The sequence below is a fragment of the Staphylococcus argenteus genome (assembly GCF_000236925.1).
Lineage (GTDB): Bacteria > Bacillota > Bacilli > Staphylococcales > Staphylococcaceae > Staphylococcus > Staphylococcus argenteus.
This window is the reverse complement of sequence record NC_016941.1, coordinates 348,959-369,003: the sequence shown is the minus strand read 5'-3', so window position 1 is coordinate 369,003 and position 20,045 is coordinate 348,959. Positions and strand designations below refer to the sequence as shown.

The window sequence follows — 20,045 nt, the reverse complement described above, 5'->3', positions numbered from 1 at the left end:
CAACAACCTTTTATTTTTATATAATAAATAAAAGAGCGATACCATTTTAAATGTCATCACTCTTTTATTACTCAATTTGTTATTTTTGATTATATTCTGATTTTAATAAGCTATAGACGTAACTCGATGAATAAACACCATTTAATAATTCATTATCCCGTAACTTACCTTCTTTAGTGAAACCCAATCGTTCAGGAATAGCTTGGCTTTTTTCATTATTAACTGCGGCACTTATTTCAATTCGATTTAAGTCAATCTCTTCGAAGCAATACTTTATCAACGCCTCTACAGCTTGTGTCATAACACCTTGACCCTCAAATTGTTTATCCAAATAATAGCCTAACGATGTTTTTCTGTGCATTTGATTAATTTCATGTAAACCGACAACACCCGCTAGCGTTCCTTCATACCAAATGCCACACTGAAATCCATTACCACCCGCAAATTGCAACAGCCCTCTTTTAATAAACGCACTTGTATCTGATGATTGCTCAGTTGCATCTACCCAAGGTAACCATTCCCTAAGTGAATCTCTTGAACGATTGATTAAATTGAAAAGTGCTTCTGTGTCATGAGCTTCTAAAATTTTTAATGTTATTTGTTCATTCACTTTCATTCCAAACATACCATCACACCCTCATTTGTTTTTTTCATATAATTCTGTAAATTATCACTATAATAACATATTGATATTGCACCTTGCATATTAAATTTGTTTTCTATCAACTAAGGGAGCGAAATAGAAATGATAAAGAACCACTAATGATTTATTATGTAGCGCTTCTTACACATCACCCTATTCCCTATCACACAACTTAAACTGAATATCTATTTATTAATTATTCCAATTTTATATTTAAAAACACGACAAAACAGTGCTAAAATGCTATTAAAGGGGGCACAGCACATGGCACTATCGAAAAACAAGCATTTTATTGTTGGACTATCATTAACATTTATTGTGGCTTTATTTAGTTTTTTAGTAGCTAAATTACCAATATTAGATAAAGTCGGTGCATTAACTATCGCGATATTAATCGCTATTCTATATCGACATTTTAAAGGTTACCCAGAAAAATATAGCTCAGGTATTACATTCTCATCTAAATACTTATTGAGATTTGCAATTATTCTATATGGACTTAAACTCAATATATTCGACATTATCGGTCAAGGTAGTAAACTATTGGCCATTGATGTAGGCGTAGTAATTTTTAGTATTGTAATGATGCTCTTCGTTAACAAATTATTACATGGCGATAAAAATATCGCATTATTACTTGGTGTCGGTACAGGTGTTTGTGGTGCTGCTGCCATTGCTGCAGTTGCGCCAATATTCAAATCACGCGAAAAGGATACGGCTATTAGTATCGGCATCATCGCATTGATTGGTACGATATTTTCACTTATTTATACAGCAATCTACGCTATCTTCTCAATGTCGACAAACGTTTATGGCGCTTGGTCTGGAGTAAGTCTTCATGAAATTGCACACGTAGTTTTAGCAGGCGGATTTGGTGGTAGTGACGCTCTTAAAATTGCACTTCTAGGTAAACTTGGTAGAGTATTCTTACTGATTCCATTAACCATCGTACTCATTTTAATTATGCGTTTCCGTTCATCAGAATCATCTAGCAATGGCCGTATTAGCATTCCATACTTTTTAATTGGGTTTGTTATTATGGCATTAGTAAATACATATGTAACTATTCCACCAGCATTGTTAAATATTTTAAACACTGTATCAACAATTTGTTTGTTAATGGCAATGGTTGCTTTAGGGTTAAATGTGGCATTTAAAGACCTTAAAAATCGTGCACTCAAACCACTTATCACTATTGTTATTACTTCAATATGCTTGTCTTCACTTGCCCTTATCGTAGTTCATTGGTTATATAGTTAATATAAAAGACGCTCAGGGAATCACTAATTTGGTGTACCGAGCGTCTTATTTTTATATTTTAAAAGTCATACTGGTTATTTTCTTCTTCAATCACTTGCTGCTGTACTTTAGCAGTTCGCATTGTCGATTGCGCTAACGCTTTTAAACGAAATACAACATCATCATTAACGATTTGTTGATTCGAAAAGTCTTTCTCTTCAATAAATACATAAGTTTGCATCGTATGTGCTTTCATATAACTAAGGATTGGTTTTAAATGCATCTCAGGAATTAAGTAATGTTTGCTAGAACCTGCTGTAGCTACCAGTCCAATTATTTTGTCACGAAATGCATTGACTGGAAGTAAATCAAACACATTTTTCAAAGCACCAGGTATGGAAGCTTGAAAAATTGGAAAACCGATAAAAATCACATCAGCCTGCATTAAAGATGTCGTCAATTTGTATACATCACCTGAAGTATCTAAATAGTTCTTTCCGACACTAAACTCTAATTCAAGATCTCGTAAATCCATCAACTCTATTTGATGCCCCTCGTTATTTACTTCTAATTCATTTTTCAAATAATCCATAGCAATTCTCGTTTTGGAACCGACTGTTGAACCAGACAATAATACAATATTCATCATGACACCCCTCCTATTTTGATAAATGCTTTTTAATGGCTGGTATGATTTCGTTACCAATTAACTCAATATTTTTCATAATATTTTCAAAAGGTACACCACCAAAATCTAACTGTGCCATAAAGCGTTGATGACCATACAATTCGTGTTGATACAATATCTTTTCAATAATTTGTTGAGGACTTCCAACCATTAATGCTTCACGATAATCCGGAGAATTAGCAAACTGTTGTTTTGGATATCCAACACCACGAATAAATGACATTCCCGTATTCAAATGTGGATAAAATTCTCTCATAGCACTTTGAGTTGTTTCCGCTGTATAAAATAAACTTGCTGTACTTACAGGCAGTGACTCAGGAGAAGCATCAAAACCTGCTTCAGTTGCCGCTTGACGATATGCATCTATTGAACCTTTAAAATTCATTGCTGGACCACCAAGAGTAGTAATCATCATAGGCACACCTTGTTTACCAGCTTTAATTGCACTTGCAGGAGGTCCGCCAACAGCACGCCATATTGGCAATGTATCATCGATAGGTCTTGGGAATATTTTCATATTTCTAAGTTCTGGTCGATATTTTCCAGACCACGTAATGCGATCTGTTTTATTTAACTCTAAAAGTAGATTTAACTTTTCTTCAAATAATTCATCATAATCTTTTAAATCATAGCCAAATAATTCAAAGATACCTGTTCTTGATGCTCTACCCGCAACAATTTCAGCTCTGCCATGCGAAATTAGATCTAATGTCGCAAAATCTTCAAATACTCGTACAGGATCTGTTGCACTAATAATAGTTGATGAGCTTGAGACTTTAATATTTTTTGTAGCTTGAGCGATGGCACCTAATACTACTGTATGGGCTTGCGTCGTAAAATGTTCCTGATGACTTTCACCAACTGCAAAGACATCAATGCCCGCTTCATCAGCTAACTTACTTGCTTCAATAATTTCATTAATACGTTGCTCATAACTTATTTTTTCACCTTTGAATGGATTTAATAAATGGTCGCCTAATGAATATATTCCAAATTCTAACGGTGTTCGTTTGTTCATATCTAATTTAGCCATATGATATGCTCCTTTACCTTTCGTCTAGCTTACGCTCTATTTGTTCACGTTTCTCTTCTAAAAAATCCGGCAAGTTTAACTTATTTCCTAAATTTTCAACAGATGTATCTACAGTGAATCCAGGTTCTTCAGTCGCGAATTCATACATAATTGAATTATGTCGATAATATAAAGATTTAAAGAAATAACGATCTATAATACCTGAATTATTTTGTGGTTGTAGCTGTAATTTCTTGTAAATTGCATTTAAATCACTCAATTTCGGTGTATTTACTGCAATATGATGGATATAACCACGTCCAGGTCTTTCACGTTCACCTTGTTGTTCAACAACTACAAAATCAGAATATAGCCCTTGCGGTGCAATAGTCATTACACTATGTTCAAATCCTTTTTTCATTTGATATCCTAATATGTTTTCTAAAAATTCAATCGTACGTTTCGCATCTCTTACTCTTAATTCCACTGGTCCTAACCCTAAAATTTGATACTGCTCAGGAATGTCACTATAAGTATTAGCCTTCCATTTATGCGGGATTTCATAATCATCATTTGCAATTAAAAGCACTTCTAAATCATCTACATCTTTAAAAGCAATTGCCTCTTGTCCAAGATAGTTTAAACGTTCTGTCTTGATACTATTTTCATGAAGACGTGATTCATAAAATTGAAGTGCTTCAGCATCTGGTACTAATAAAGACAATCTATAAATAGACTCAGTACCTTGGCGCTTATGACCTGCATCTCGAATTTCAAAAAATGTTAAAAGTGTGCCAGCTGATCCAATTTCATCACCGTAAAATAAATGATACATCGTCGGACTATCTTGATTAACCGATACCTCTACTAACCTTAATCCGAGTATATTTGTGTAAAAATCCTTATTAAGTTTTGCGTCCTTTGTATACATAGATATGTGATGATGCCCTACTATATTCATATAATCCCTCCTATTAGTATAAATTTTATACCAACGTGCATATAAAAGATAGTTTTTTGCTATTTACCTCATTAATACATCTTCAAACTACTATTTTACTTTCCTCATCGCAGAACATATTTAAGTAATCTTTCAAAATAATTGCATAATTATAACTTTAAGTCAGACAACAAATTATATTTTAAAATTTATTCACAGCTATATTTCACTTATTCTTCGCTATTTTAAAAAGTATGTTGACAACGCTTTCATACATGTCTACTATTAATTTATCTCACAAAATGCATATAAATACATATTAAGGAGGATTTTATGAATTTTCTTAAACCTGCAAAGCATATTAAGCCTTTGCCAGAAAATCAGGTAGATGATACCTATAAACGATTACGTCTCCAAGTATTCCTTGGTATATTCATCGGTTATGCTGGATACTATCTGTTACGTAAAAACTTTTCACTTGCCATGCCAGCATTACAAGAGCAAGGCTTTACAAAAGCAGAACTTGGATTTGCATTATCTGCTGTTTCCATCGCATATGGATTCAGTAAATTCTTTATGGGTACTGTGAGTGATCGGAGTAATGCGCGAATTTTCTTAGTTCTTGGGTTAGCTCTGACAGCTATCGTCAATTTATTAATGGGATTTGTACCGTTTTTCACATCAGGTATAGGCATTATGTTTATCCTATTATTTTTAAATGGATGGTTCCAAGGTATGGGATGGCCACCATCAGGCCGTGTGCTCGTTCACTGGTTTAGTGTTAGTGAACGTGGAAGTAAGACTGCCCTTTGGAATGTTGCACATAATGTTGGTGGCGGTATTATGGCACCAATTGCTGCTTGGGGTATCACAACAACTGCATTCATCAATTTCGGTTATTTAAAAGGCTTTGAAGGTGTATTTATTTATCCTGCACTTTTAGCACTTATCATAGCTGCAATTTCATACATGCTGATTAGAGATACACCACAGTCTCAAGGTTTACCTCCAATTGAAGTTTATAAAAATGACTTTGCAACAAGCGATAAAAAGACGCTAGAAACAGAATTAACAACAAAAGAAATTTTATTTAAATATGTACTAAACAATAAGTGGGTATGGGCTATTGCATTCGCGAATATCTTCGTTTATTTCGTGCGTTATGGTGTACTTGATTGGGCACCTGTATATTTAAGCGAAGAAAAACACTTTGACTTAAAAGCATCAGGATGGGCGTACTTCCTTTATGAATGGGCTGGTATCCCAGGTACATTATTATGTGGATATATTTCTGATAAATTATTCAAAGGCCGCCGTGGACCAGCAGGTTTCTTCTTTATGCTAGGAGTTACAGTGTTTGTATTAATTTATTGGTTAAACCCACCAGGCAATGCTTGGTTAGATAATGTTTCATTAATTGCCATTGGATTCTTAATATATGGACCAGTTATGTTAATTGGTTTACAAGCTCTAGACTATGTTCCTAAAAAAGCTGCAGGAACAGCTGCAGGATTAACAGGCTTATTCGGATATCTATTTGGTGCTGTTATGGCTAACATAGTCCTAGGTGCCGTAGTAGATAAATTCGGTTGGGACATTGGTTTTATACTATTAACAGCGATTAGTGTATTTGCAATGTTAAGCTTTATCCTAACTTGGAATAAAGTCGGTCAAGAAACCGTGCATCATTAAAACTAATTAAAATAAAGTCATATGGTTCACATTACCGAATGAAGTCGGATAGAAATAAATTTTGTAAAAATATCATTTATGTCCTAGACTTCAGTAATACCATATGACTTTATTAACATTCAAAAAAATAATTGCATTGCCATTTTTGTGAACGTTGTGCCGTTTTGTTCAAATCATTGCACCATATAGGATAAACTCTAAAAGCCATTTTCCCTTTATGCCTAGATGAAGCTAAAATACCTTTTTCAACCAATACTTCTTTAGGAAATAGAAAGTAGCCATTTAATTCACCATCGATAACAGCGACAATCAGGCAATCTGCAAATTCATCTATTTTGTATGGTCGATTATAATTATCTTCGTCTTTAGTCCAACATGTCACGAAATATCCTGATTTATTCGGCGTTTTCTTTGCTAATCTATTTTTGTATACCGTTCCTTTATAATTAAATGTTAATGCTTCATATTCTTTATTATATTTTTCTTCAACGATGTCTATGACATTCATTTCCACATTTAAAACTTTTTCTAATATCTCTATTGATTTATACATTAATTAACCCCGTTTAATATCTTATTATCGTAACGTGTCCTTATATTTTAATAATAAAACACTCCCAATGGCAATATACCAAATTGGAAGTGTATTAAGAGATTAACCTTCTATTAATTCAGATGTATCAACAGTTAAACGATTACGTAATAAATAAACAATTAACATTGCAGCAAATGCACAAAGTGACTCAGCAATTAGCAATGACCAAATTACACCAGTTAATCCGAACAAACCATTCATGATAAACAATACTGGAATGATAATTGCACCTTGTAAAATAGCCATAATTGTAGCTCCACGACCTTGACCAGTCGCTTGAAGCATACCAGTGAATAAGAAGCCTATACCATTTAAAAGTAATGATGTCATTGTAACTTTTAAAATGAATGTAGCCATCTCAACAATTTGTTGATCAGTAGTAAATAAACCTACCATATGATGTCCAATTGTAAATACAGCAATCATACAAACAGCAAAAATAACACCAATTGACATAATAACTACTTTAATGACATCTTTCATACGACCTTTGTTTGCCATAAAGTTATATGCAATTAAAGGTACAACACCTTCACATAATCCCATGATAATAAGTTCAGGGAATTGAACGAGTCTAAATGAGATACCATAACTTGCAATTGCAAAGTTACCATAATGTGCCAAGAATAAATTTAATACTAAACCTGTGAATCCCATTAATATACTCATTAAAAATGCTGGAACACCAATTTTGAAGATTTCTGAAAGCATTTCTTTATTAGGTTTCGCAAATTTAAAATTCACAGATACAACATCACTATTTTTCATAAAGTAAACAATAAAGAAAATAGCCGCTGCAACATTACTGATAGCAGTACCCAAAGCTGCACCAACAACATTTAAATCAAAACCAAAAATTAAAATTGGATCTAATATAATATTTAATCCTACACTAGCTAACATACCAATCATAGATATAATTGGTGCACCAATTGCACGCGCAAATTGTTCTAAAATAAAGAATAAAATAACAAACGGTGCACTTAAAAACATTACTTTCAAATAATTACTTGTTAATGCTAATGTTTCGCCTTTTGCTCCTAAAATCATCGCAATTTGATCACTAAATGGAATTGTAGCTAAAATAACTATAATTCCTAATACAATACCACCATAAATCGAAAAGCTACTTACAAACTTACTTTTACTATAATCTTTAGCGCCTAATAAACGTGAAATGTACGTGCCGCCACCAATACCAAATAAATTACCTAGACCCATTAAGATGGCAAATATCGGCAGTGTAAGTGAAATAGCAGAAATCATATGGCTATCTCCTATAAATCCTATAAAGTAAATGTTTAAAATCCCATAAACAACACTTAATAAAGTTCCTATCATCATTGGTAATGAGAAATGCATCATTGCTTTAAAAACTGGTGATTTCTCAAAATAATATAATTGTTCGTCTTTCATTGTTCAATACTCCTTGTCCTTTTAAATAATTAGCTCACTAATAATTAGATATCTAACTATACTGTCAAAGATAAAGCGACTGTTTTTTTACCAGTCACGTTTATCATTTATTTTAAACTAGATAACATTTTAGTTAGATTTTCTTTTATGCGTTCGTTTTCTTCTTTAGAAAACTGTGATACAAGCGTTTGTTCCATTTCATCAAATATCGAAGTAAATGCTTCTACAAGCTTAATACCAGAAGTTGTCAGTCCAATATTCTTTCTTCGCGTATCTTGAGCATCAACGTAACGATAAATAAGTTTTTTTCTTTCAAGGTTCTTTAGTAAATTGCTTACGGTCGCTCCTGTTCGTTGCAATGCTTTAGCAATATCATTTTGCGTAAGTCCGTCTTGCTGATGCGCATAAAGATAACCTAAAGTGTGGCCTTGTTCATTCGTTATATCAAATTGCTCAAGTCTTTGATCTGCTTTTTGTTTCATTTCGTGACTTATCATTCGAAATAAATAAGAATAAGTGTACTCCATGAATTGCACCACCATTTCGTTAGATGTCTAACTAAATATACAACCATGATTTCTAATAGTCAACAAAATTTGAGAATTTATTTTAAAAGTTTTCATAAAATCTAGTATTTTAACATTTTGATATGCAATTTTTCGGATTAAAATATGAAAGAGATTGCATATCTACACAATTAAGTAATCGCTTACAATTATACATAGGAGGAAATTACGTTGCTAAGTCATAGACAAATTGAAATTTTGTATCTTTTAGTTCAAGAACAAACGTTTATCCCAATCAACAGTATTGCTGACCAACTCGGTGTAACGCCACGTACCATTCAATATGATATATCGTACATCGAACAATATGCAGAAACATACCAATATCAAGTCATTCGCAATAAAGCAGCTGGCATTAAAATAATAACTAATGAGACAACACTTTTAAATGAGTTAGAACAACGCATAACAAATCAAATTCACTTTTCAAAAGATGAACGACTGACTCATATTGCTTTAAAATTATTCGAAACAACTGAGCCAATTTCAACAAAACAGCTTGCCCACGACGTCAATGTTTCTCGTCGTACCATTGCTGATGACATTAAAATTATTCAAAAACGATTAGCACATTATCATTTGAAGCTAAATTATATTCATAATAAGGGATTTATTATTATTGGTGAAGAAGATCAATATCGGAAAGCTTATGCTCATTTTATTCGTCAATACATGAAACAAGCAGCGCCATTTATCGAAGCAGATATTTTCAATTCGCAATCTATTGCAATTGTAAGACAAGCTATAATTACTACATTAAATCGTGAAAATTATCACCTGGTTCAGTCGGCCATTGACGGCTTAATTTATCATATACTCATTGCGATCCAGCGACTAAACGAAAATTTTTCATTCGATATACCTACAAAAGAAATTGATAAATGGCGCCATACTAAACAGTATGCTATAGCTTCAAAAATTAAAGAAAACTTGGAAAACAGTTGTAATGTCAAATTTCCAGAATCTGAAATTATCTTCATCACGTTACATTTACTTGGTTCAAAAATGACTGATTGTACTATAACTACCAATATAAATGAACAACATGTTTTATCAGAAAACATCCAAGAATTCATCACTTGTGTTAGCCAAGAATTAGGAATTGACATGTCAAATGACCATAAACTGCATACTAGTTTACTTACACATATAAAGCCGGCTATACACCGAATTAAATACGATATGATACAAGCTAATCCGTTAAAACAAGAAGTGCATAAACGCTACCCTCAAGTTGTCGATGCAATTAGCAAACATATTAGTACGATAGAAAAAGATACAGCTATTAGTTTCAATGAAGATGAATTAACATTTATTGCAATTCACTTTGCATCAAGTATGGAACGCGGCGCAACAAATAAACAAGTAATGATTAAAGTTGTCTTACTTTGTGGATCAGGTATTGGCACATCTCAACTTTTAAAATCCAAATTAAATCATCTTTATCCTGAATTTAATATTTGGGACGCTTATTCTATCTATCAGTTAGATGAAAAGCAGTTAATTCAAAATAACATCGACTACGTGATTTCAACCGTACCGTGTGATATTTCAGTAGTACCAGTTATAAACGTCGACCCATTCATCAATGGGCAATCACGTCAAAAATTAAATCAAATCATAAATGATGCTAGAGAAAAGCGTGTGATAAAAATGGTAAATGACGGCGAGTCATTAGCTGATTTATTACCTGAACACCGTATTAATAAAAACACACAATCTCTATCAATTAATGAAGCAGTTACTGTATCAGTACAACCTTTAATTAAAGATGATATTGTTGGACCTAATTATATAGAAGCAATTTTAAATCAATTCGAGCAATTTGGATCATATATGGTGATTAGTCCACACATTTCTCTAATTCACGCTGGAACTGATTATGTACACAATGGTGTCGGTTTTTCATTAACTTATTTTACTGAAGGTGTTGAATTTGGTAGTAAAGCTAACGATCCCGTATACCTTGTGATTACATTGGCAACGGATCATCCCAATGCACATTTAAAAGCACTAGGACAACTAAGTGAACTATTAAGCAACGACTTATCGCGTCAAGATTTCTTAGATGGGAAAATTTGTAAAATTAAGCAACACATCGCTGTAACTAAGTCAAAGGAGGTTTAACATCGTGGCATTAGATATTTTGTCCACAAAACGCATAATTGTAAAAGAACAAGTCAATAATTGGAATGAAGCCATTACTATTGCTTCTCAACCTTTATTACAAGAACAAGTTATTGAACAAGGTTATGTTGAAGCAATGATTGAAAGTGTAAATGAACTAGGACCATACATCGTTATCGCACCTGAAATTGCAATTGCACATGCACGTCCCAATAATAACGTGCATCAAGTTGGATTAAGTCTATTAAAGTTGAATCAACACGTGGCATTTTGCGATGAAGATCATTACGCATCTCTCATATTCGTATTAAGTGCCATCGACAATCATTCACACTTATCTATATTGCAAAATTTAGCAACAATATTGGGCGATAATCAAATAGTCCAGCAATTATTAAATGCAAAGAATGTACAAGAAATTACAACTATTTTAAAGGAGCATGATTAATATGAAAATTTTAGTAGTATGTGGCCACGGCTTAGGTAGTAGTTTTATGGTAGAAATGAATACACAAGAAGCACTTAGACAACTTAATGCACCATCTGATATAGAGGTTGAGCACAGTGACATTATGACGGCTAGTCCAGAAATGGCAGACTTATTTATTTGCGGTAGAGATTTAGCTGAAAATGCCGAACGTCTAGGGGAAGTCTTAATCCTTGATAACATTTTAGACAAAGCAGAATTGCAGCAAAAGCTTGAAGAAAAATTACAACAACTTAACATTATTTAAAGGAGGTTAGACTTATGCAATCAATCCTTAATTTCATTGTCGATATTTTAAGTCAACCAGCAATTCTTGTTGCCCTTATTGCTTTTATCGGTTTAATTGTTCAGAAAAAACCTGCCGCTACAATTACTTCAGGTACCATTAAAACAATATTGGGATTCTTAATTTTAAGTGCCGGTGCCGACGTAGTTGTTCGCTCACTTGAACCTTTTGGAAAAATATTCCAGCACGCTTTCGGTGTTCAAGGCATTGTTCCAAATAATGAAGCTATTGTTTCCCTTGCCTTAAAAGATTTCGGAACAACAGCCGCACTTATTATGGTCTGTGGCATGATAGTGAATATCTTAATTGCACGTTTTACTAACTTAAAATATATCTTTTTAACAGGACACCATACATTTTACATGGCAGCATTTTTAGCAATTATTTTAACAGTGAGTCATATTAAGGGATGGCTAACGATTGTTATCGGCGCACTCGTATTAGGCTTAATCATGGCAGTCTTACCTGCATTACTCCAACCTACGATGCGTAAAATTACTGGCAATGATCAAGTGGCATTAGGGCATTTCGGTTCAATCAGCTACTTTGCTGCAGGTGCCGTAGGTCAATTATTCAAAGGGAAATCTAAATCAACAGAAGATATTAAATTCCCTAAAGGATTAAGTTTTTTAAGAGAAAGTACAATTAGTATTTCTATTACAATGGCATTACTCTATTTCATTGCTTGTTTATTTGCAGGTGTCAGTTATGTACATCAATCAATTAGCAATGGACAAAACTTTATTGTTTTCTCATTAATTCAAGGTGTAACATTTGCCGCTGGTGTATTTATCATTTTAACAGGTGTGCGGTTAATCTTAGCTGAAATCGTTCCAGCATTTAAAGGTATCTCTGAAAAACTTGTACCAAATTCTAAGCCTGCATTAGACTGCCCTATTGTGTTTCCTTATGCACAGAACGCTGTCTTAATTGGGTTCTTTGTCAGCTTTATTACAGGTGTCATTGGTATGTTTATCCTATTCTTATTTGGTGGCGTCGTTATTTTACCAGGCGTTGTGGCCCACTTCTTCTTAGGTGCAACTGCCGCAGTCTTCGGTAACGCAAGAGGTGGTATTAAAGGTGCTGTTGCAGGCGCTGCTCTTAATGGTATCTTGATTACATTCTTGCCATTATTATTCTTACCATTTTTAGGTGAATTAGGTGGTGCCGCAACAACATTCTCCGATACAGACTTTTTAGCTGTCGGCATTGTATTTGGTAACGCAGTAAAATATATGGGATTATTTGGTGCTGTTCTATTTATTATCATCGTTGGAGCTACAGCGATTTTATTAAAAGGCCGTCAAAAAGCACAACAATAATATACAAACAAAAACACCGTCACAAGTAACGTGTACTTTCCTTCTATCAAAGGCAAGCCACTTATTTTTGGACGGTGTTTTATATTATATTAAATGATATTTAGCCATACTATCTACAGCAGCTAAAATAGCTTCTTCTTGAGTGGCAATCGGTTCCCACCCAAGTAATGTTTTTGCACGTTCGTTACTCACATTTCGATTCATGTCTAATAAAAGTTTACCTTCTTTAGCTTGATGATTAAATTTAGAACCTAGACTCAAAATAAAGTCTGGTAATTTTTTAACAGAAACTTTTTGAGCTATTTCAGGTCGTTTTTCTTTAATTAATTTTGCAATTTCCAACAAATTAATTTGTCCATCAGCCGTAGCAATAAATCTTTTACCATTAGCCTGTTCATTTGTCATTGCCAAAATGTGTAGTTCAGCTACATCTCTAACATCAACAACATTTAATGGAATTTGCGGTACACGTTTCATCGAACCATTTAATAAGTTTTCTAACAAATGGAAACTTCCTGAAACATGTGAATCTAATGATGGACCATAAATAGCAACTGGATTTATTGTAGCAAATTCTACTGTAGTATTTTCATTCTCAACAAAATTCCATGCCGCCTTTTCAGCTAACAATTTTGATTTTTCATATACTGATAAGCCTGGTTCATCTTGATTTGTCCAATTACTTTCGTTTGTGATTGAATTTTTATCTTTATTACTAAAACCAACTGCACCAAAGTTTGCAGTCATTACCACACGTTTAACACCCGCATGTTGCGCCGCTCTCAATATACGTTGTATACCTTCAATGGCAGGCTTCGCCATCACTTCTGCATCGTCTGTTTTACCGAAAAACACCGGAGATGCCACACTCAAAACATACTTGCAACCTTTCATTGCTTCATCCCAATGTTCATCTTGTGATAAATCCGCTTCAACAAATGCAAGTTTATCTGTTGAAACACCATTGTCTTGCATCGTTTTAATTACTTTATCAGCTTTACTTAAATCACGTATCGTCGTTTGCACATCATAACCTTGTTCTAATAATCGCGAAATAATACGCATACCAACAAAACCAGTACCACCTGTTACCAACACTTTATTATTCATGATATAATCTCCTCTTTGTCTCTATAGATTGTCCATTATAACAGTCATTAAATTTTTGTATATCTCAATAGACTTATATTACTTAATATTCTATATGAATTGTAAAAGTAAAAATTATTATATTCCTTAAAATATTAAACTCATCTATTTTCAAATACCCAATCATTCAGAAACAAAAACCAGATAAATATCATATTTTGAATAGTTAAATGCAATAATTTACATTCATATGTTCAATCCTTACCAAATACTATGGTCACCTTTTCAAGATTAAACAAACACCTTCAACGATTCACTATACATACAATAGCAATATTAACTTAAAATCATATCCACTAATACTTCGGCAGTGACATCACCAAAATAATAAGTAATGTCTATATTATTTAATTGATGCAATAAATCTTCTCTTGTCATTTTTGTACCTTGTAGCGCTTGTTCCACATCTTTAATATCACCTTGTCCAAAGAAATCCCCATAAATACGACAATCTACGATACGATTTTGTTCAACAGAAATTGTAATGTCTACCGTACCTGATGATAATCTTTCACTTCGATTGTATTCATATTTAGGTGACTTGCCATAATTCCAATCCCAATTTTTATACTTTTTATCAGCTAATTCATCAATCGCTTCCCAATCTGTATCCGTTAATTCATATCGTTTCGCCTCTTTAATGTCATTGATTCCCAAAATCTGTGTCACCATTAAATTTTTGAATGCTTCAATTGTTATATCACGATATGTTTCATCAAGTGCTTCTCGAAGATGACCTACGCGTGCTCGTACTGATTTAATACCTTTCGATGCAATCTTTTTACGATTTGGTTTTAACACCTTATCCATCGCCTCATAATTGACATCAAGCAATAAAGAATAACCGCCATAAATACGATTATTCATTAATGTCATTGCCGCACCTGATACTTTTTTACCGTTAAGTGTTAAATCATTTCTGCCACTCTGTATAACATCTGTTGCACCTAGTTTATGCAACGCCTTTATTGCCGGCTGATAAAATCTTTGAAAATCACCATAAATCGATGTATCTTGTTCTAAAATACAACACATATTGACGGCACCTTTATCAACATATACAGCGCCACCACCAGTATCTCTGCGAACTACTTGAATATGGTGTTCATCTATATAATCTTGATTCACTTCGATTGCTGTATTTTGAAAACGACCAATTTCCACTTTTGGTTCACAATAATAAGGGAATAAAATATCTTCCCCTAAAAAAACATTCTGATTAACATACACTTGCATTGCTAGCGCAACCGCACCGTCAGTAATATATTTTCCGTTTCGAATGGGTTCTATTAAATACATCTTATGTTTCTCCTAAGTTGTTATTTTTCGTTGTGCTGTTGTAATTAAAGTTGAAATATCATCGGTTAAATGGATTGTACGACCTTGAATCGAATTTGGAATTCGATACGCTTTTTTATTCATTGTCATATAAAGTGCATTTTCATTTTTACGTGTCATACGCTGAAAAGGATGTTTTACAAACTGTGGGGTTGTATAACCAATTCCGATTTCCAAATACAATACTTTATTACCTTGATGCTGCTCTAGAAATGCATTATAACGTTGTAACTGCAACTGAAAATCTGCATCTTCAACCATACCAACTTCTGCTTTACGTTTATTGACTTCCATTGGTGCATCACATTTTGGACATCTTGGAATCATATCCCAAGGTATACGCATGTCTTGTTGTGCCACGACCATTTTACGAATTAAGTCATCATTACGATATGTTTGCGCGTGACAATGCTGACTACATTGCTGCAAAATATACTCTCCTTGTATATGAAATACATGAGTCATATCATAGTCAGCAACCTCAAAAGCATTATCTGCATTCGTAGTTATGATGTGATATTGTTTATCTTCCATTAATGCTTTTAAAGCGAGGTAAGACTGACCTACAGGTTGATCTAAATAATTCAATTTGATAAAGCGACTCTCAAATGCCCAATATTCTTGCCAACTACCGTACGAATACAAACTCGCTTGCAACATATCAAAGAAACGATACTTTTCAATAAAGTCTGGAAAGTTTTTCGTAAAACGCTCTCCTACATATGTAAAACCGTCAGATGCAGACATACCTGCACCAATACCAATAACTATTGCCTCCGCTTCCTCAATTGCAGTACGTAATACATTCGCCTGTGTTGTATTTTCATTTGTAAACAGAGACATCGCTTGCCATTTACTTCTCTGTATCACGATTAAATGCCTCCTCATACAATTCTAAATCCTTTTCTGTAAAGACATTAAATACAACTTTCAATTTTGATTTTGTATCAGTGAGATACTGTTGTACTGTTTGAATCGCTATTTCTGCTGCTTCATCTTGAGGAAAAGCAAAAACGCCTGTTGAAATACAACAAAATGCAATATGGTTTAGCCTTTCTTGATCAGCTAGTTTAAGACAACTCAAATAGCATTTAGCTAACAAGTCACGATTCATCTGTGAAACAGGCAATCGACGTATTTGTGGTCCTACCGTATGAATAATATACTTTGCAGGCAAATTGTATGCGCGCGTCATTTTAGCGTTACCAACGCTTTCTTTGCGCCCTTGTCGTTGAATAATATCTGCACAATCTAATCGAACTTGGACGCCTGCTTTTGTATGAATAATATTATCAATACAATCATGATTTGCTTGCATACATCCTAAGAAGCGGCTATTCGCGGCATTGACAATTGCATCAATTTTCAATGTTGTAATGTCACCTTGCCAAACAAAAATGTTGGCATCTTTTCTTGGCGACAAATCATTAATATCCATCACATGTTGCTGATTTAATTCACTTAACAAAGCATCTTGAACAGCTAAATAGGTCTCGCTAACAGGTAAAGCTGGTCTTACGTTAGCCAAACCTCGATAAAGTTCCCACAATGCTTCAAATGATGTTGGCATTTCTAACTCATCATTGTCATTTCGCTCTCGTCTCATATAATCGATTAAATATTCTAATCGTTCTTCATTTGTCTTCAACGTCTTCATTTACGCCTCCGGTAATGCATTGAACGCTTCTTTATCCACATCATCCAACTTGAACAGCCAATTTTCTTCTGGCTTTTCAGAATTTAAAATGTTTGGTTCGTCTTCCGCTTTCGTATTACGCTCAACAATCGTTCCTGACAAAGGCGTCTGTACATCAATCACCGTTTTCGATGCTTCAATACTAACGATTTCATCATCGACTTTTACCTCATCTGGACTTACAAATTCTACGTAACCCACCGTTCCAATGTCATCTTGTAATTCAGGCGTCATACTAAATACATATAGATCCCCAACTTTTTCTACCCATAAATAATTGGCTAACTTTTTCATCTAAGCCTCATCCTTTCTCTTCTACTTAAAAGTGTTATAAATAAACCTCTGCTAGTAATTCTAATGTTTTGCAACGCTGCTCAATGCCAGGAATTAATGGTGCTACTAACATTTCATCAACTTCAAACGTAGCAATAAAATCATCTAGTTGTGCTTTAACTTGATCTTTTGTCCCTGCCATTATACGTGCACGATGCGCTTGAATCATCTCTTTATCCCGCTCGTTCAATTTATAATTTAGTGCTGTTTTCACTGAAGGAAAGTGGTCAAACTCTGCAAATTGTAATTTTCCCAATAACCAGACGTCTAAGGCATGTTGTAATTCATCAACATCTTCTTCCTTATCAGCTACGATAACAAACACTGATGCCATCACCTTTGCATTCATTTTAAGTGTTGACTCTTGGAAATCCGATTTATAAATGTCAATGTTATGCTTTGTAGACTGGATCATTTCTTTATTTGGCAGTAAAAATGTTCCGACAGATAGTCCTATACCTTGTTCTGCTGCTATTTTGGCAGATGATAGACTGCTACTTAATAACCACATTTCAGGAAAATGAAGCACATGTGGCTGTACACCTAAATTATGTGCACTTGCTTTGTCTGTTGTGGTAACAAATTGACGCAATAACTTAATTGATTCCCCGTAATTATCATAGGTTGGATTTTCACCATCTAATGCTTGTTTTACCATCGAAGTACCTGGATTATTTCCAATACCTAAATCAACGCGATTGGGGTATAAGGCTGACAACATTCTAAAATGCTCAGCAATTTTATAAGGACTATAATGCGGTAACATCACACCACCAGAACCAACACGAATTCGTGATGTCTGTGACAAAATATGCATCATCATCAGTTCTGGACTGCTACATGCAAACGCAGGCACATTATGATGTTCAGTAAACCAAATACGTTTATAACCAAGTCGATCTGCTAATTTCGCAAGTGTTACTGAATCTTGCAATGCCATTTGCGCATCCTTCCCTTCATCTATTAAGGCATAATCTAATACGCTTAACTCAACCAAACCCTCATCTCCAAACTATTATTTGATATAAAAGTGACATAACATTATAACTTTCTATTAACCATTCCCATTTATGATACCCACGTATATGATAACGTTTTTCAATTAGATTTTATATCTTTTCGCTTCATTTTTTCATAATATGACTCACATTTTTCATATATTAATATCGTACTGTAAATTCCCTACTATTATAAAATTCTAATTAACACGCTACATGAGAATTCTTACTCATGTTTGATTATTCAAGCTTTACATGGTACTTTGAAAACAATATCGAATAGAAAAGGAAAAATTGCATGTACCGATACAAACCACTTTTACAACCACTCCAATTACCTAATGGCATCAAAGTAGCAAATCGTTTTGTATTATCACCGATGACCGTAAATTCATCTACAAAAGATGGCTATATAACTCAAGCAGACTTAGCTTATGCTGCACGTCGCTCTAATTCAGCTGGCATGCAAGTAACTGGTGCTGCCTACATTGAGCCATATGGTCAACTATTTGAATATGGATTCAACATTGATCATGATGCATGTATTCCAGGATTAACCGACATGGCAACTACCATGAAACAACATGATAATCTCGCTATAATTCAACTAGCTCATGCTGGTCGTTTTTCAAATCAAGCGATTTTAAATTATGGAAAAGTATATGGACCTAGTCCAATGACATTACATTCGCCCATTCAACATGAAGTCATAGCTATGACACAAGATAAAATCAATGAAATCATTCAACAATATCGCGACGCTACATTACGAGCGATTAAAGCAGGATTTGATGGTGTGGAAATTTCAATTGCGCAACGTTTACTCATCCAAACATTTTTCTCAACATTTTCAAATCAGCGTACAGATCAATATGGTTTTGACACATTAGAAAATCGCGCAAGATTGTGCCTAGAAGTTATGCGTGCAGTACAAGATGTGATTGATAAAGAAGCACCTGCCAACTTTATTTTGGGCTTTCGTGCAACACCAGAAGAAACAAGAGGTAGTGATTTAGGATATACCATCGATGAATTCAATCAACTATTAGATTGGGTAATGGAAGTTGCCAATATCCAGTATTTAGCAATTGCTAGTTGGGGACGACAAATTTATCAAAACACATCAAGGACACCTGGCAAACATTTTGGTCGTCCTGTAAATCAAATTGTCTACGAACATTTAGCAGATCGCATCCCATTAATTGCCAGTGGAGGTATAAATTCTCCAGAATCTGCATTAGAAGCTTTACAACATGCAGATATGGTCGGTATGTCTTCACCTTTTGTAACGGAACCTGACTTTGTACATAAACTTGCAGCGCAACGACCAAATGATATTGATCTTGAATTTTCTATGAATGATTTAGAAGATTTAGCTATTCCGCGTGCTGCTTTTAAAGATATTGTTAAAATGATGGATTATGGTGAGGGGCTTAAAAAGAATACACGCGATGCCTTACGTCAATTAGAACAAAATTATAATGATTCATCCTCCTAAGCCGATGTTGCATAGACAAT

Annotated in this window: 19 protein-coding genes and 1 pseudogene; 7 read left to right on the top strand and 13 right to left on the bottom strand. The window is 34.0% G+C overall.

Annotated features, from left to right (window positions below; translation table 11 throughout):
* Positions 1 to 79: 79 nt before the first annotated feature.
* On the bottom strand, positions 80 to 625 hold the full coding sequence (locus tag SAMSHR1132_RS01620; RefSeq protein ID WP_000467647.1) for a GNAT family N-acetyltransferase: 546 nt from the start codon (positions 623 to 625) through the stop codon (positions 80 to 82).
* 282 nt (positions 626 to 907) lie between these two features.
* On the opposite strand from SAMSHR1132_RS01620, the gene SAMSHR1132_RS01615 reads away from it, so the two are divergent.
* The gene (locus SAMSHR1132_RS01615) at positions 908 to 1,903 is read left to right on the top strand and encodes a YeiH family protein (RefSeq protein ID WP_001218506.1); all 996 of its coding nucleotides are present in this window, start codon (positions 908 to 910) and stop codon (positions 1,901 to 1,903) included.
* Between the two features lie 58 nt (positions 1,904 to 1,961).
* Here the strand turns inward: SAMSHR1132_RS01615 and SAMSHR1132_RS01610 are convergent, their stop codons facing one another.
* From SAMSHR1132_RS01610 to SAMSHR1132_RS01600, 3 genes are read right to left on the bottom strand one after another with little or no spacing between them, the layout of a single operon-like run.
* Positions 1,962 to 2,528: an NADPH-dependent FMN reductase gene (locus SAMSHR1132_RS01610; RefSeq protein ID WP_001028437.1), complete on the bottom strand. Its 567-nt coding sequence runs from the start codon at positions 2,526 to 2,528 to the stop codon at positions 1,962 to 1,964.
* Positions 2,529 to 2,541: 13 nt separating this feature from the next.
* The gene (locus SAMSHR1132_RS01605) at positions 2,542 to 3,603 is read right to left on the bottom strand and encodes an LLM class flavin-dependent oxidoreductase (protein ID WP_001086057.1); all 1,062 of its coding nucleotides are present in this window, start codon (positions 3,601 to 3,603) and stop codon (positions 2,542 to 2,544) included.
* 13 nt (positions 3,604 to 3,616) lie between these two features.
* Positions 3,617 to 4,543 (bottom strand): VOC family protein, encoded by a 927-nt coding sequence (locus tag SAMSHR1132_RS01600; RefSeq protein WP_001028197.1) that lies wholly within the window; start codon positions 4,541 to 4,543, stop codon positions 3,617 to 3,619.
* Between the two features lie 312 nt (positions 4,544 to 4,855).
* Between SAMSHR1132_RS01600 and glpT the strand changes: the two genes are divergently transcribed.
* The gene (glpT, locus tag SAMSHR1132_RS01595) at positions 4,856 to 6,214 is read left to right on the top strand and encodes a glycerol-3-phosphate transporter (RefSeq protein ID WP_001010117.1); all 1,359 of its coding nucleotides are present in this window, start codon (positions 4,856 to 4,858) and stop codon (positions 6,212 to 6,214) included.
* A gap of 112 nt (positions 6,215 to 6,326) precedes the next feature.
* On the opposite strand, the gene SAMSHR1132_RS01590 is transcribed toward glpT, so the two are convergent.
* The 3 genes from SAMSHR1132_RS01590 to SAMSHR1132_RS01580 form a co-directional block, all read right to left on the bottom strand.
* Complete coding sequence (locus tag SAMSHR1132_RS01590) at positions 6,327 to 6,767, bottom strand: MepB family protein (protein ID WP_000278295.1); 441 nt, start codon at positions 6,765 to 6,767, stop codon at positions 6,327 to 6,329.
* 102 nt (positions 6,768 to 6,869) lie between these two features.
* A complete protein-coding gene (mepA, locus tag SAMSHR1132_RS01585) occupies positions 6,870 to 8,225 on the bottom strand; it encodes a multidrug efflux MATE transporter MepA (protein ID WP_000651064.1) in 1,356 nt (451 codons plus the stop codon).
* 107 nt (positions 8,226 to 8,332) lie between these two features.
* Positions 8,333 to 8,752, bottom strand: a complete 420-nt coding sequence (locus SAMSHR1132_RS01580; RefSeq protein WP_000456871.1) for a MarR family winged helix-turn-helix transcriptional regulator — start codon at positions 8,750 to 8,752, stop codon at positions 8,333 to 8,335.
* A 210-nt stretch (positions 8,753 to 8,962) separates the two neighbouring features.
* On the opposite strand from SAMSHR1132_RS01580, the gene SAMSHR1132_RS01575 reads away from it, so the two are divergent.
* From SAMSHR1132_RS01575 to SAMSHR1132_RS01560, 4 genes are read left to right on the top strand one after another with little or no spacing between them, the layout of a single operon-like run.
* Positions 8,963 to 10,918, top strand: coding sequence for a BglG family transcription antiterminator (locus SAMSHR1132_RS01575; protein ID WP_000948612.1), 1,956 nt, complete (start codon positions 8,963 to 8,965; stop codon positions 10,916 to 10,918).
* Between the two features lie 4 nt (positions 10,919 to 10,922).
* Entirely contained in the window at positions 10,923 to 11,366 is a 444-nt protein-coding gene (locus SAMSHR1132_RS01570; protein WP_001162341.1) for a PTS sugar transporter subunit IIA, read from the top strand.
* 1 nt (position 11,367) lies between these two features.
* Positions 11,368 to 11,652 (top strand): PTS sugar transporter subunit IIB, encoded by a 285-nt coding sequence (locus tag SAMSHR1132_RS01565; RefSeq protein ID WP_000699543.1) that lies wholly within the window; start codon positions 11,368 to 11,370, stop codon positions 11,650 to 11,652.
* Positions 11,653 to 11,666: 14 nt separating this feature from the next.
* The gene (locus tag SAMSHR1132_RS01560; RefSeq protein ID WP_001190702.1) at positions 11,667 to 13,013 is read left to right on the top strand and encodes a PTS ascorbate transporter subunit IIC; all 1,347 of its coding nucleotides are present in this window, start codon (positions 11,667 to 11,669) and stop codon (positions 13,011 to 13,013) included.
* 84 nt (positions 13,014 to 13,097) lie between these two features.
* On the opposite strand, the gene SAMSHR1132_RS01555 is transcribed toward SAMSHR1132_RS01560, so the two are convergent.
* The 6 genes and pseudogenes from SAMSHR1132_RS01555 to SAMSHR1132_RS01530 form a co-directional block, all read right to left on the bottom strand.
* Positions 13,098 to 14,123, bottom strand: coding sequence for an SDR family oxidoreductase (locus SAMSHR1132_RS01555; protein ID WP_001060931.1), 1,026 nt, complete (start codon positions 14,121 to 14,123; stop codon positions 13,098 to 13,100).
* Positions 14,124 to 14,438: 315 nt separating this feature from the next.
* Entirely contained in the window at positions 14,439 to 15,461 is a 1,023-nt protein-coding gene (locus SAMSHR1132_RS01550) for a lipoate--protein ligase (RefSeq protein ID WP_000280835.1), read from the bottom strand.
* Between the two features lies 1 nt (position 15,462).
* Positions 15,463 to 16,367: pseudogene (locus SAMSHR1132_RS01545) on the bottom strand (SIR2 family NAD-dependent protein deacylase).
* Positions 16,354 to 17,157: a protein-ADP-ribose hydrolase gene (locus SAMSHR1132_RS01540; RefSeq protein ID WP_000854323.1), complete on the bottom strand. Its 804-nt coding sequence runs from the start codon at positions 17,155 to 17,157 to the stop codon at positions 16,354 to 16,356. Before SAMSHR1132_RS01540 ends, SAMSHR1132_RS01545 begins: the two are co-directional and overlap by 14 nt.
* Positions 17,158 to 17,490: a glycine cleavage system protein H gene (locus tag SAMSHR1132_RS01535; protein ID WP_000731881.1), complete on the bottom strand. Its 333-nt coding sequence runs from the start codon at positions 17,488 to 17,490 to the stop codon at positions 17,158 to 17,160.
* 34 nt (positions 17,491 to 17,524) lie between these two features.
* Positions 17,525 to 18,526, bottom strand: coding sequence for an LLM class flavin-dependent oxidoreductase (locus SAMSHR1132_RS01530; RefSeq protein ID WP_000229980.1), 1,002 nt, complete (start codon positions 18,524 to 18,526; stop codon positions 17,525 to 17,527).
* Positions 18,527 to 18,825: 299 nt separating this feature from the next.
* Here SAMSHR1132_RS01530 and SAMSHR1132_RS01525 point away from each other — a divergent pair, with 299 nt between their 5' ends.
* Positions 18,826 to 20,025, top strand: a complete 1,200-nt coding sequence (locus SAMSHR1132_RS01525) for an NADH-dependent flavin oxidoreductase (protein ID WP_000286457.1) — start codon at positions 18,826 to 18,828, stop codon at positions 20,023 to 20,025.
* Positions 20,026 to 20,045: the final 20 nt, after the last annotated feature.